Annotated in this window: 9 protein-coding genes; 4 read left to right on the forward strand and 5 right to left on the reverse strand. The window is 68.6% G+C overall.

Going from position 1 to position 13,790, the window contains the following annotated elements:
* Nucleotides 1-31: 31 nt before the first annotated feature.
* From leuS to QCD75_RS17010, 4 genes are all read right to left on the reverse strand, one after another.
* Nucleotides 32-2,563 carry a leucine--tRNA ligase gene (gene leuS, locus QCD75_RS16995; RefSeq protein ID WP_301230537.1) on the reverse strand — a complete coding sequence of 844 codons (2,532 nt, stop codon included), beginning with the start codon at nucleotides 2,561-2,563 and terminating at the stop codon, nucleotides 32-34.
* Between the two features lie 323 nt (nucleotides 2,564-2,886).
* A complete protein-coding gene (gene glpK / locus QCD75_RS17000; RefSeq protein WP_301230538.1) occupies nucleotides 2,887-4,401 on the reverse strand; it encodes a glycerol kinase GlpK in 1,515 nt (504 codons plus the stop codon).
* 54 nt (nucleotides 4,402-4,455) lie between these two features.
* Nucleotides 4,456-5,205: an MIP/aquaporin family protein gene (locus tag QCD75_RS17005; protein WP_301230539.1), complete on the reverse strand. Its 750-nt coding sequence runs from the start codon at nucleotides 5,203-5,205 to the stop codon at nucleotides 4,456-4,458.
* A gap of 157 nt (nucleotides 5,206-5,362) precedes the next feature.
* Nucleotides 5,363-7,171, reverse strand: coding sequence for a glycerol-3-phosphate dehydrogenase/oxidase (locus tag QCD75_RS17010; protein WP_301230540.1), 1,809 nt, complete (start codon nucleotides 7,169-7,171; stop codon nucleotides 5,363-5,365).
* A gap of 125 nt (nucleotides 7,172-7,296) precedes the next feature.
* On the opposite strand from QCD75_RS17010, the gene QCD75_RS17015 reads away from it, so the two are divergent.
* From QCD75_RS17015 to QCD75_RS17030, 4 genes are all read left to right on the forward strand, one after another.
* Complete coding sequence (locus tag QCD75_RS17015) at nucleotides 7,297-8,259, forward strand: sugar-binding transcriptional regulator (RefSeq protein ID WP_301230541.1); 963 nt, start codon at nucleotides 7,297-7,299, stop codon at nucleotides 8,257-8,259.
* A 110-nt stretch (nucleotides 8,260-8,369) separates the two neighbouring features.
* Nucleotides 8,370-9,248: an aldo/keto reductase gene (locus QCD75_RS17020; RefSeq protein WP_301230543.1), complete on the forward strand. Its 879-nt coding sequence runs from the start codon at nucleotides 8,370-8,372 to the stop codon at nucleotides 9,246-9,248.
* Nucleotides 9,249-9,258: 10 nt separating this feature from the next.
* The gene (locus QCD75_RS17025) at nucleotides 9,259-10,188 is read left to right on the forward strand and encodes an alpha/beta fold hydrolase (RefSeq protein WP_301230545.1); all 930 of its coding nucleotides are present in this window, start codon (nucleotides 9,259-9,261) and stop codon (nucleotides 10,186-10,188) included.
* Nucleotides 10,185-11,294: a glycosyltransferase family 4 protein gene (locus tag QCD75_RS17030; protein ID WP_301230547.1), complete on the forward strand. Its 1,110-nt coding sequence runs from the start codon at nucleotides 10,185-10,187 to the stop codon at nucleotides 11,292-11,294. The genes QCD75_RS17025 and QCD75_RS17030 overlap by 4 nt, the downstream gene beginning before the upstream one ends.
* A gap of 142 nt (nucleotides 11,295-11,436) precedes the next feature.
* On the opposite strand, the gene QCD75_RS17035 is transcribed toward QCD75_RS17030, so the two are convergent.
* A complete protein-coding gene (locus QCD75_RS17035; RefSeq protein ID WP_301230549.1) occupies nucleotides 11,437-13,593 on the reverse strand; it encodes a primosomal protein N' in 2,157 nt (718 codons plus the stop codon).
* Nucleotides 13,594-13,790: the final 197 nt, after the last annotated feature.

Genomic DNA, 13,790 nt, shown 5'->3' on the forward strand with positions numbered 1-13,790 from the left:
CCCCCCCCCCCCCCCCCCCCCCCCACCCCGGCTAGGCCGGGACGATGTTGACCAGTTTAGGCGCCCGCACGATCACCGTGCGGATGCCGCGGCCGTCGAGGGCGCGCTGGACGTTCTCCGAGTCCAGCGCCAGTGCACGGAGTTCGTCCTCGCTGATCCCCGGCGAGACCTCCAGTCGGTCCCGCACCTTGCCCTGGACCTGGACGACGGCGGTCACCGTGTCCTGCACCAGGAGGGCTTCGTCGTGGGTCGGCCAGCCCGCGTTGGCAACCGAGGCCGGGTGCCCCAGCACGTTCCAGAGATCCTCGGCCGTGTACGGCGCGAAGAGGCTCAGGATGACCGCGACGGTCTCGACGGCTTCGCGGACGGCCGGGTCGGCGCCACCGGCTCCGGTGGCTGCGTCAATCGTCTTACGCGTGGCATTGACCAGTTCCATGAGCTTGGCCACGACCACGTTGAACTTGTTGTGGTCCAGCAGTGCTTCCGCGTCGGCGATGGTGCGGTGCGTGACGGTGCGCAGGGCCCGGTCGCCGGCGGCGTAGTCGACGCCGGGCGCGCTGGTGACGTCCTGTCCCAGCCGCCAGGCGCGGGCCAGGAACTTCGCGGAGCCCGACGGCGACACGTCCGCCCAGTCGACGTCGTCCTCCGGCGGGGAAGCGAAGATCATGGTGAGCCGGACGGCGTCGACGCCGTACTTGTCCAGCTGTTCGCTCAGATCAACGCCGTTGCCCAGGGACTTGCTCATGGCCTTGCCGCCGTTGAGCACCTGGCCCTGGTTCAGCAGCGCGCTGAACGGCTCGTCGGCCTCGATCATGCCCAGGTCGTGGATGACCTTGGTGAAGAACCGCGCGTAGAGCAGGTGCAGGATGGCGTGCTCGACGCCGCCCACGTACTGGCCGACCGGCATCCAGTCGTTGATCTTCTCCGGGTCGAACGGGCCGTCCGTGTACTGCGGCGAGACGAAGCGCAGGAAGTACCAGGAGGAGTCCACGAAGGTGTCCATGGTGTCTGTGTCCCGCTTGGCCGGGCCGTGGCAGCTGGGGCACTCGACGTTGACCCAGCTTTCAACGGCGGCCAGCGGCGAGGTGCCCTTAGGGGACAGGTCCTCGCCGCGCAGGTCGGCCGGCAGGGTAACGGGCAGCTGGTCATCCGGGACCGGGACTTCGCCGCAGGCGGGGCAGTGGATGATCGGGATCGGGGTGCCCCAGAATCGCTGCCGGCTGAGCAGCCAGTCACGCAGGCGGAAGTTCACGAATTTCTCGCCTGTGCCCTGCTGCTCCAGGATCCCGATGGCGGCCGGGATGGCGTCTGCCTTGGGCAGTCCGTCCAGGGCCCCGGAGTTGATCAGGGTTCCCTCGCCGGAGGTCGCGGTGCCGCTGACCGCGGGATCTTCCTCGCCCGTGTCGAGCACGGCGCGGACCGGCAGGTCGAAGGTGCGGGCGAAGTCGAGGTCGCGCTGGTCGTGGGCCGGGACGGCCATGATGGCGCCGGTGCCGTAGTCCGCCAGCACGTAGTCGGCCGCCCAGACCGGCAGCTTCTCGCCGTTCAGCGGGTTGATCGCGTAGCGGCCGGTGAAGACGCCGGTCTTCTCCCGCTCGGTGGACTGGCGTTCGATCTCGGAGAGCGCCTTGACCTGTTCGCGGTAGGCGTCCAGCGCCGCGGCGTATTCCCCGGTGACCAGCTCGACGGCGATCGGCGCGTCGGCGGCGACGACAAAGAACGTCGCGCCGTACAGGGTGTCCGGGCGGGTGGTGAAGACCGTCACGTCCTTGGCGGGCTTGCCGCCGTCGGCCTCGATCACGAAGGTGACATGCGCGCCCTCGGACCGGCCGATCCAGTTCTTCTGCATGGCCAGGACGCGTTCGGGCCAGTGGCCGCGCAGTTCGTCCATGTCGTCGAGGAGCCGGTCGGCGTAGTCGGTGATCTTGAAGTACCACTGGTTCAGGGACTTCTTGGTCACCGGGGTGCCGCAGCGCTCACAGGCCCCGTTCACCACCTGTTCGTTGGCGAGCACGGTCTGGTCGTTGGGGCACCAGTTGACCGGGGAATTCTTGCGGTAGGCCAGGCCGCGCTCGTGGAAGCGCTTGAAGAGCCACTGCGTCCAGCGGTAGTACTCCGGGTCCGAGGTGTGGATCCGGCGGGACCAGTCGGCGGAGATGGCGTAGCGCTTGAACGACGCCGCCTGGGTGTCGATGTTGGCGTAGGTCCACTCGCTGGGGTGGGCGTTGCGCTTGATGGCCGCGTTCTCGGCGGGCAGCCCGAAGGAATCCCAGCCGATCGGGTGCAGCACGTCGTAGCCTTTTTGGCGCAGGTACCGCGCGACGACGTCGCCCATCGCGAAGGCTTCGGCGTGGCCCATGTGCAGATCGCCGGAGGGGTACGGGAACATGTCCAGCACGTACCGCCGTTCCTTCGAACCGTCATCGGCGGGGGTGAAGACTTTGAGGTCTTCCCAGACCTGCGGCCACTTGGCCTCCATGGCGGCGAAGCTGTAGGCACCCTCTTCGGGGGTCTCCGCTGCGACTGCTGGTGTTCCGGTCTCTGTCTCCGGCTGAACGCTCACTGCTGGCCTCTTCTGTTCTGTCAAGCCTGATGGTCCGTCAAGTCTTGTACCGTCAAATCTCCCAGGCGGAGGCTGTCCTGCCCCGCCCGCTCCCCTGCCGTCCGCCCAAAAGGGTCCAGACACACAAAAGCCCCTCGACACGGAGGGGCTGCCGCTCGGCAATCCGAGTTCGCGTCGGGATGCCGGGCGGCTAGCTAAGCAGGAGGATCGCACGCATAGGACTACTTTAGCGCACCAAACTCCTCAACGGCCGAAAAGGGGCCGGCGACCCCCGCCAGGGTGTGGCGGGCGGGGGTCACGGGCCCCGTTCGGGACGCGGAAGGCTACTTGACGTCTTCGTCCACCCAGTCCATGGACTTGGTGACGGCCTTCTTCCAGAGGCGCATCTGGCGTTCGCGCTCGGCCTGCTCCATCTTCGGCTCCCAGCGCTTGTCCTCGGACCAGTTGGCGGAGCACTCGCCGAGGTCCTTCCAGAAGCCGACGGCGAGGCCGGCGGCGTAGGCGGCACCCAGCGAGGTGGTCTCCACGACCTTGGGCCGGATCACCGGAACGCCGAGGATGTCCGCCTGGAACTGCATGAGCGCGTCGTTGGCGACCATGCCGCCGTCGACCTTCAGTTCCGTCAGCGGCACACCCGAGTCCGCGTTGACGGCGTCGAGCACCTCGCGGGTCTGGAAAGCGGTGGCCTCCAGCGCCGCGCGGGCGATGTGGTTCTTGTTCACGAACCGGGTCAGCCCGACGATTGCGCCGCGGGCGTCGGAACGCCAGTACGGGGCGAACAGGCCGGAGAACGCCGGGACGATGTACACGCCGCCGTTGTCCTCAACCGAGGCCGCCAGCGTCTCCACTTCCGCGGCGCTGCTGATCATGCCGAGGTTGTCCCGCAGCCACTGCACCAGCGAACCGGTGACGGCGATGGATCCCTCCAGGGCGTAATGCGGCTTGGCGTCGCCGAGCTTGTAGCCGACCGTGGTCAGCAGCCCGTTCTTGGAGTGCACGATCTCCTCACCGGTGTTGAAGATGAGGAAGCAGCCCGTGCCGTAGGTGTTCTTGGCTTCGCCGGCATCGAAGGCGGCCTGGCCGAACGTCGCCGCCTGCTGGTCACCGAGGATGCCGGCTACCGGTACTTCGCGCAGCAGCTGGGAGGTGTGCACCGTGCCGTAGACCTCGGAGGAGGACTTGATGGCCGGCATCATGGAGGCCGGAACCCCGAACGCGTCCAGGATCTCCTGGTCCCAGGAGAGCGTCTCGAGGTCCATGAACATGGTCCGCGAGGCGTTGGTGACATCCGTGACGTGCACGCCGCCGTCGGTCCCGCCGGTCAGGTTCCAGAGCACCCAGCAGTCGGTGTTGCCGAAGACCAGGTCCCCGGCGTCGGCTTTGGCCCGGGCACCCTCGACGTTGTCCAGGATCCACTTGATCTTGGTGCCCGAGAAGTACGTGGCCAGCGGCAGGCCGACCTTCTGCTTGAAACGCTCCGGCCCCCCGTCCTTGGCGAGTTCGTCCACGATCGGCTGCGTGCGGGTGTCCTGCCAGACGATCGCGTTGTAGATCGCCTTGCCGGTTGTCTTGTCCCAGACGACGGCGGTTTCGCGTTGGTTCGTGATGCCGACGGCGGCGATGTCGTGGCGGGTCAGGTTCGCCTTGGACAGCGCGGAGGCGATGACCTCGCGGGTGTTGTTCCAGATCTCGGCCGGGTCATGCTCCACCCAGCCTGCCTGCGGGAAGATCTGTTCGTGCTCCATCTGGCCCGAGGAGACGATGTTGCCGCTGTGGTCGAACACGATCGCGCGGGTGCTGGTGGTGCCCTGGTCGATGGCGATTACGTACTGGTTCATGTTGACGTCCTTGTCTTGGGGCTGGCAGGTGAATGAGTGCGTAGTTGAGACGGTTTAGCCGGCGGCGGTGGCGATGATCGGCACGACTGCTGCCACGAGGCCGGCGAGGCCGCCGCCGACCAGCGGTCCGACGATCGGAATCCAGGAGTAGCTCCAGTCGGAGGATCCTTTGCCCTTCATGGGAAGCAGGGCGTGGGCGATGCGGGGGCCAAGGTCACGGGCCGGGTTGATGGCGTAGCCGGTGGGGCCGCCGAGGGAGGCGCCGATACCGACAACGAGGAGTGCCACGGCGAGCGGGCCAAGGCCCGAAGGCGTCCCGCCGAAGGTCAGGATGACGAAGACGAGGACGAAGGTGCCGACGATCTCCGTGATCAGGTTCCACGGGGCGGAGCGGATGGCCGGGCCGGTGGAGAAGACTGCCAGCTGGCTGGCGGGCTCGGGCTCTGCGTCGAAGTGCTGCTTGTAGGCCAGCCACATCACCACCGCGCCGAGGAAGGCACCGAGGAGTTCACCGCCGAAGTATGTGAAAGTGGAGGCCAGATCGACGGGGACACCGGGGGCGTACTCCTTCTTGCCGTTGAGCAGCAGGCCGAAGGTCACGGCGGGGTTCAGGTGCGCGCCGGACTGGGCGGCGACGTAGACGCCGCAGAAGACCGCGATGCCCCACCCCCAGGTGACCATCAGGAACCCCCCGTTGTTGCCCTTGGTGCCTTTGAGCGCAACGTTTGCCACGACGCCGCAACCCAGCAGGGTCAGCATCGCGGTGCCGAATACTTCGGACAGGAAAACTATTCCGAGAGACATCTTTGACTCCTCTATTTTCTGTTGTCAGCCCGTCGCGAGTTTGAAGGGCTGTTGGGCCGGCACCGTGTTGGCGCTGCCGGCCGGCCACTGCGCCGGTCCCCCGTAGGGACCACGCAGTCCTTGCGGCCGGACGTCCCCCGTCCGGCCGCAAGGTCCATCAGGAGACCAGGCTGTGGACCTGGACGCCGTGGAATCGCTTGAGCACCTCCTGAGCGTGGCTGATTTCGGAGGACCGCGTTGCCGTGTCCCAGCCCAGCGGACCGGCGAGGATGTCGGCAACCTCGTTCAGCAGTTCGCCGGTCACCAGTCCCCGGAAAGCGAGCGAGGTGCGGCGGATCAGCACGTCGACCAGATGCCCGATCTGCTCGTTCCGCGCCATGAACTCCAGTTCACGGACGCTCAGCTCGCGGGTCGAGTGCAGTAGCCGGTCCGGGGCGCCGTCGAGGAAGCTGATGACTTCCCCCGCGCGCGTGCCGTAGCGGGTCAGCAGACCGGCGGTTCGGTCCGCGTTGCGTCCGGCAGCCATATGCGCCTTGATCCAGCGCTGCACGCCGTCCTCGCTGTCCGGGAACCCGGCGCCGCCGCCGATGGCGAGTTTCGCCGTCGAGACCTTCCGGTCCATGCCGAGTTCGGTGAGGACGTCGTTGCTCAGGTGTTCGGCGAGGGCCCGGAAGGTGGTCCACTTGCCGCCGACGAGGCTGAGCACGACGGCGCCGTGGCCCGTCCCGCCGGGGCCGTCGCTGGCGGCGGGGCCGGCACCGGCGCGGCGTTCGATCCGGTAGTCGCGGCTGACGAAGCCGGGCTGGGTGGCGTCGTGTCTGGGCAGCGGGCGGACGCCGGCGAAGGTGTAGACGATCTGCTCCCGGTCCACGGTGATGTCCGGGAAGACGTGGCCGATGAGGCCGAAGAAGTAGTCGATCTCCGCCTCGGTGCACACGGCGTCCTCGGCCATGTCGGCGTCGACGTCGGTGGTGCCGACCAGGACCCGGTCGCCCATCGGATAAATCAGCACGATCCGGCCGTCGGTGTGTTCGAAGAAGATCTCGCGGCCGTTGCATGCGGCCAGCAGTTCCGGGTGGTCCAGCACGATGTGCGAGCCCTTGGTGCCACCCATGAAGGCCGACGGCGCGCCCATCGTCTGGTTGGTCAGGTCAACCCAGGCACCGGTGGTGTTGACAATGATGTCCGCGGAAAAGTCGAACAGTTCGCCCGTGAGTTCGTCACGGAGTTCCACGGTGCTGCCGGTTTGCCCGGGCCGTGCCCCGTCCCGGATGGCGGCGAGCGAGAGGTAGTTGCTGGCGCGGGCGTCACTGTTGCCCGCGGCCCCGGCCTTTTCACCGTCCTGCAGCACGTCCAGAGTGAGGCGCTCCGGGTTGTGGACGGAGGCGTCGAAGTACGTGGCGGCGTATTTGATGCCCGGGTGCAGCCGCGGCAGTTCCGCCAGGGCGCGCTTGCGGCCGCGGAACTGGTGCCGGGGCACGGCGCCGCCGTCGCGGGAAAAGAAGTCGTACATGCTCAGCCCGAGTTTGATCAGGAAGGCTCCCCGTTCGGTGGGCGTGCCCTGCTGCTTGTGGGTGAGGAACCGCAGCGGGGCGGCGAGGACGCCGGAGAACGTGCTGAAGATCGGGATGGTGGTCTGCAGCGGCTTCACGTAATGCGGCGCGATGCGCAGCAGCCGGTTGCGTTCCACCACGGATTCCTGGACGAGCCGGAACTCGCCGTTCTCGAGGTAGCGGATGCCGCCGTGGATCATGTGCGAGGAGGCGCCGCTGGCACCCTGGCAGTAGTCGCCGCGCTCCACCAGGGCGACGTCCACACCCTGCAGGGCCAGGTCCCGGAACGTTCCCACCCCGTTGATGCCGCCGCCGATAATCAGCACCTGGGCGTGGGGCCGCGTCCGCAGCTTGTGCACCGATGCTCGCTCGCCGGCTGATGCCTGGTTGCGGGCTGAATCCTTCTGTCCCAAGAACAGCTCCTTTGGGTTAAGTCCTGTGCGGCACGCCACGTGGCGTGCCGCCGTTCAACACTATTCTTTGGACTAATGGAAAATGGAGTCAAGCACTATGCACAAACGTGCAGAACGGAAATGGGATGACGCCCTCACGAAGCTCGGACGCACTCCGCGCGGCCCAGTTGTATTACCTGCAGGACCTGACCATGGATGCGATCGCCCGCGAGCTGCGCACCTCCCGGTCCACCGTGTCGCGGCTGCTGTCCTCGGCCCGGGAATCCGGGCTGGTGCAGATCCAGATCCGCAGTCCGCTGGACACCGGCCCCGAACTGGCGAGCATGATCCGCGCCGAATACAAGGTCGATGTGCACGTCGTTCCGGTCGTGGACACCCTGAATGAGGCGGAAACATTGGACCGCGTCGCGATGCAGGCCGCACGCACCATCGGCCCCCTGGTCGACTCCAATGCGATCATCGGCGTCGCCTGGGGTTCGACCCTGAGCGCCGTCAGCCGGCACCTGACCCGCAAGATCACCCACGACAGCGTGATCGTCCAGCTCAACGGCGCAGGCAACATGCAAACCACAGGCATCACCTACGCCTCCGACATCATGCGCCGCTTTGGCAGCGCGTACGGGGCCCGGGTGGAACAGTTCCCGGTTCCGGCGTTCTTCGACCACGCCGCGACCAAAAAGGCCATGTGGAATGAGCGCAGTGTGCAGCGGATCCTCCAACTCCAGGCCCGGATGAGCATCGCGATTTTCGGCGTGGGATCGGTCGACGCCGATTACCCCAGCCATGTCTACGCGGGCGGTTACCTCGATGAGGACGACCTGAATGTGCTGGCCACCTCCGACGTGGTGGGCGATGTGGCCACCGTGTTTTTCCGCGCCGACGGCTCCGCGGACGGCATCACCCTCAACGAACGCTCCACCGGCCCGGACCTTGCCCAGCTGCGCCAGGTGCGCCGGAGGATCTGCGTGGTGTCCGGCGCTTCCAAGATCAACGGCCTGCGCGGCGCCCTCGCCGCGGGCCTGGCCACCGACCTCATCCTCGACGAGGCCAGCGCCCGGCGGCTGGTCAGCTTCGACGGCGCGTCCTGAGTGGGCGCGTCCTGAGCCGGCCTGCCCCGGTACGGACCGGCCTGTGCGCAACCGGCGGCCGCCGGCCTGCCGTGCGGAGCCCCGGCGGCGGAGTCGGTAAAGTCGTTGTTATGAAACCCTCGCCCCGGCTCAGCCTCAACAACGGTGTCCTGATCGACCAGCTGGGGTTTGGACTCTACAAGGTGCCTCCCTCCGACGCCGCCGGACTCGTGACCATGGCCCTCGAGGCCGGCTACCGGCACTTCGACACCGCAGCCATGTACGGCAACGAGACGGGGGTGGGACGGGGCATCGGCTCACTGTCCAGTTTCGTGAGCCCCGACGGCGCCCGGGGCGGTTCCGGCGAGGCCTCCCCCTCGCTTTCGCGCGAGGACCTGTTTGTCACCACCAAGCTCTGGAACGATGACCAGGGCTACGACGCCACGCTGCGCGCGTTCGACACGTCGATGGCCAACCTCGGACTGGAATACGTGGACCTGTACCTGATTCACTGGCCGTGTCCGCAGCGCGGGCTGTACGCCGAGAGCTACCGGGCCATGGAGACGCTGTACCGGGAAGGCAGGGCACGGGCCATCGGGGTCTCGAACTTCCAGCCGGCGCACCTGGACCGCCTCCTGCAGACCGCGGAAGTCGTCCCGGCCGTCAACCAGATCGAACTGCACCCCTGGCTCCAGCAGGAGGAACTGCGCGCCCTGCACGGCGAACTCGGCATCACCACCGAGGCGTGGAGCCCGCTGGGCCGCGGCCAGGTCCTGCAGGATCCCGTGGTGCTGGGCCTCGCGGCCGCACACGGCAGGAGCCCGGCGCAGATCATCCTCCGCTGGCACGTCCAGCTCGGCAACGTCGCCGTCCCCAAGGCGAGCTCCTATGCCCGGATCAGGGAGAATCTGAACGTCTTCGGCTTCACCCTCGACGGCGCCGCCATGGACGCCCTGGCCGGCCTGGAACGCGGCTTCCGTACCGGCTCCCACCCGGACACCGTGAATTAGGACTCATCGAATGGAACATGTGGCCACCGAGCCTTCCCCCACCACTCCCCTGTTCAGCAACGGGCTTGAGCCCCGCACCCGCGCCGCGGAGGTAGCCCTCGACGGCGCCAGGGTCGCGTACTGGACGTACGAGCCGGTCCGAGTGACCCCGGAAACCCGCACCATCCTGGTCATCCACGGCTTCCGCGGTGACCACCACGGCCTGCTCCGGGTAGCGGACCAGCTCCCGGAGATGCGCCTCATCATGCCGGACCTCCCCGGTTTCGGCAGCTCTGCCGCTTTCGCAGGTGCCGAACACAGCGTTGAACGCTACGGCCGGTTCATCGCCGACTTCATGGCGGCCCTGGGCCTGGGCCCCGGAACGGTCCTGCTGGGGCACTCCTTTGGCTCCATCATCGCAAGCCACTATGTGGCCGGCCACCCCGGAACGGTCTCGGAACTGATCCTGGTCAATCCGATCGCCGCCCCCGCCCTCGAGGGTCCCAAGGGGCTCATGACCAAACTTGCCGTCCTGTACTACGAAGCGGCCGCCCGGCTTCCCCGCCGGCTGGGACAGGGCCTGCTGCGCAGCCAGCTGATCGTCAGGGTCATGAGCGAGACGATGGCAAAGACCCGGGACAAGGAGCTCCGCCGCTTCGTACATGCCCAGCACAGCGCCTATTTCTCCGCCTTCGCGGACCGGGAGAGCCTGCTGGAGGCGTTCAAGGCCTCGGTCGGCAGCAACGTCGCGGAAGTGGCCCGCCGGCTCACCCTTCCAGTGCTGCTGATCGCCGGGGAAAAGGACGAGATCGCCACGCTGCCGGACCAGCACACACTGCTGGCCCTGCTGCCCGACGCGCACCTGGACGTGATCCCGGGTGTCGGCCACCTGATCCACTACGAAACCCCGGAACCAGCCGCGGGCTTCATCCGCCGCTTCCTGAAGGACCACGCCGCGTGAAAATCCTCATCGACGCCCGCTTCACCCGGCTGGACCACCATGACGGCATCAGCCGCTACGGTTCCAGCCTGATCGAGGCCACGGCCAAAATCGCCGACGTCTCCATGCTCATCAGCGACGTCCGCCAGCTGGCCCTGCTCCCGGACGTGCCCTACACCTTGATCAACAGCCCGCTGTCCCCGGCGGAGCTGTTCGTCGCCGGCAAGATCAACAAACTCGGCGCCGACGTGGTGGTCTGTCCGATGCAGACCATGGGCAGCTGGGGCCGGAAGTACGCCCTGGTGCTGACCCTGCACGACCTGATCTACTACGAACACCCGGCCCCTCCCGGTTTCCTGCCCGCCCCGGTCCGGGTTCTCTGGCGGCTGTACCACAAAGCGTTCTGGCCGCAGCGGCTCCTGCTGAACCGGGCCGACGTCGTCGCCACCATCAGTTCCACCACGGCGGCGCTGATCTCGAAGTACCGGCTCACCCGGCGTCCCGTCCGGATCGTGGGCAACGCCCCGCAGCACGGCCACACGCCGCGGGACCCCGGGGCGGGGTCCGACAAGACGCTGCTGTACATGGGTTCCTTCATGCCGTACAAAAACGTGGAGACCATGATCAGGGGCATGGCGGAGCTCCCGGACCTGATGCTGCACCTGCTCAGCCGGATCACGCCGGAACGCCGGGCGGAACTCGAGGCCCTGGCACCGGCCGGCGCGGACATTGTTTTCCACAACGGCGTGACCGACGCCGAGTATGAGGCCATGCTGGGGCGCACCACGGCCCTGATCAGCCTGTCAAGGGCGGAGGGCTACGGCCTGCCCCTCGTGGAGGCCATGTCGCACGGCACACCGGTGATTGCCAGCGACATCCCGATCTTCCGGGAAGTGGGCGGCGACGCCGTCAGCTATGTCCATCCGGATTCGCCGGCGGAGTTCGCCGCGGCGGTCCGGGCACTCGAGGAGCCCGGGCTTTGGAAGGCCCGTTCCCGCCGCTCGGTGGAGCGTGCCGCCGACTTCAGCTGGGACGACTCCGCCCGCAAGCTGCTGGCCGCCGCCGAAGAGGCCGTGGCGCTGCGTGCCCGCCGTGCCGGGCACCACAAGGAAACGGACCGGAAGTAGCCGGCACGAAGACCCATCCGCGCCGGAGTCGCCGGTACGCTGCGGGTAGAGGACATGGATCGGCCATCGGAACGTCGCGGTTGCCTGCACACGGTACCGCTCCGGGATCTCGCTTGGGCCGGCCGCATCCGGGGCCAGGTATCTAGAGCACGTCCACGCCGTCGAGCCGCAGCTGGACCGGGTCGTCCGTGCGTTTGGCCGCGGCGGCGACCTTGACCGCCCGCAGCACCCGGGTGACCTGGGTGGCCTGGGCGTAGGGGATGAACAGCAGCGTCCGGACGTCCTCGACGGCGGCCCCCGCCGCTCCGCCCTGGCCCGGCGCGCCGGCGATCACAAGGGGTGCCGGGCCGGCGGTCCGCAGCACGATGCCCTGCGGGCCAAGCTGCTGTTGGACCGCGTCGCTGAAGTGTCCGACGGCGGTACGTCCGCCGGTGATGGAGGCGACCCGGACAGCGGGCGGGAGGTGGAGTTCCTGGCGCAGGGACAGTTCCCGCTGGGCGTAGCCGGCCGGATCCCAGCGCAGCAGGGCCCCAACACCGGCCGCGTCGTCCGCGGTGATGACGACGAGTCCGCCGTCGCCCGCAGGGCGGACCAGTGCGGCGGCGTTGAACCAGCGCCGGACGGCGTCCTCCCCCGCCCGCAGGTTTTCGCGCCGCAGCAGCGAATCGCCGTCGAGCAGCAGGGCCGCCGCGTAGCCGCCTTCCGCGACCGGTTCCGCGCCGACCGTGGCCACGACCAGGGCCTTCGAGTCCGGAACCGTGGCCAGCACCCGGTCCCCGGACGAGGTGACCACGGGCTTACCCGGGAAGGCGCGGCCCAGTTCCTCGGCCGTACGGAGCGCACCGGTCGCTCCCCGGCGGAGCCGGGCCCCGTTGCAGGTGACGCAGCGCCAGTCCGGCGCCGGGGTCGAGCACCACCGGCACTGTGGCATGGCGGAGCTCCCGCTGGCCCCGGCGATGGCCAGCGGCCCGCTGCAGGCGGTACAGCGCGCCGGCTCGCGGCAGTTTTCGCAGGCAAGCGACGGCGCGTAGCCGGCCCTGGCCACCTGGACCAGCACCGGCCCGCGTTCGAGCCCCTCCTTGGCGGCGCGCCAGGCGGCACCCGGCAGCCGGGCGATCCTGGCCAGTGGGTCGTGCTCGAGTTCGTAGCTGTCCGCGGTGTTGAGCACCCGCGGGACGGTCCGGCGGACGATGGTCCGGTCCGCGTCCACCGGCCACGCCCACCCGGCCTCGACGAGGCGCTGCGTTTCGGTGCTCCGGGTGTGCCCGGCGAGCAGGCAGGCGGTGCCTTCCTGCTCCGCGCGCAGCAGCAGGACTTCGCGGGTGTGGGCGTAGGGTGAGCGCTGCTCGATGTGCAGGTCGTCGCCGTCGTCCCAGCACACCACGAGCCCGGGATTGCGGACGGGGGCATAGGCGGCGGACCGGGTGCCGACGGCCACACCGGCGGCACCGCTGAGGATCCGCAGAAAGCTGCGGTAGCGCGGGGTGGGCCCGTCGTCGGCGGTGAGCCGGGCGACGTCCCCGGCCGGCAGGAGCTGCAGGAGCGCGGCCTCGACCCGGTCCAGGTCCCGGTAGTCGGGCACAACGACGATGGCGCCGCGGCCGGACAGGCGGACCGCTGCGACGGCCTCGGCGATCATCCGGGGCCACCCCGAGGGGCCGTAGCCCTGCAGCGCACCCAGCACGGCCCGGGGCGACTCCCCCGCGCCGAGATGCTGGAGGAAGGCCGCACCATTCCGGTACGAGGACCAGGTCGAGGCCTCGAGACCGGCAGGAATGGCCGCCCCGGCCCCGTCCTCGGCGTCCAAGTCAGCGAAGCGGGCCGGATCCAGGACCCCGTCAGGGGCGAGGTCCTTCTCGAGTTTCGCCATCCGCGGAGGCACCGCCACGCGCAGCACGTCGCTGACGCTTCCGGCGTAACGCGCCGCGACGCGGAAGGCCAGGTCCGCGACCGGGCCCGTCAGTACCGGCACCGGGGAAACCACCTTGTGCAGCGGGACGAGGGGGTGGCCGGCGTCGGATTCCGCCACCCGCTCCATCAGGTAACCGGCAAGCTCCTGGCCGTTGAACTTCACCTTCACCCGGACTCCGGCCTGCGCCGTGGCGTCCAGCGCAGCGGGCACGCTGTAGTCGAACGGCCGGTCCAGGTGCGGCAGGGAGGACTCCAGCCGCACCCGTGCCACCGGGAGCCGGGCCGCGAGGGCCGGACCGGGCGCTGCGGCAGCGGAGGCGGGAAAGCCCTGGAACAGCGACAGCTGGAGGGGCTCGTCCTGCGCGGCGGCGCCGTGGCTCGGGCTCATCGCTCGTGTCCTCCCTTCAGCAGAGTTCGGTGCCGGACGGGTTGAATCCCCGCCCGTTTCAGTGCCGGCCATTTTCAGTGCCGGCCAACGGGGTCCGGCTTAATGTGGAAGAGCCAGGCCTCCGGTCTCGGCGGCCTGGCTACAGCACATCACGGGGCAGTGACATTAAGGGTGACATGAGGGGCACTGACATCGAG

The organism is Arthrobacter sp. PsM3 (assembly GCF_030433895.1).
Lineage (GTDB): Bacteria > Actinomycetota > Actinomycetes > Actinomycetales > Micrococcaceae > Arthrobacter.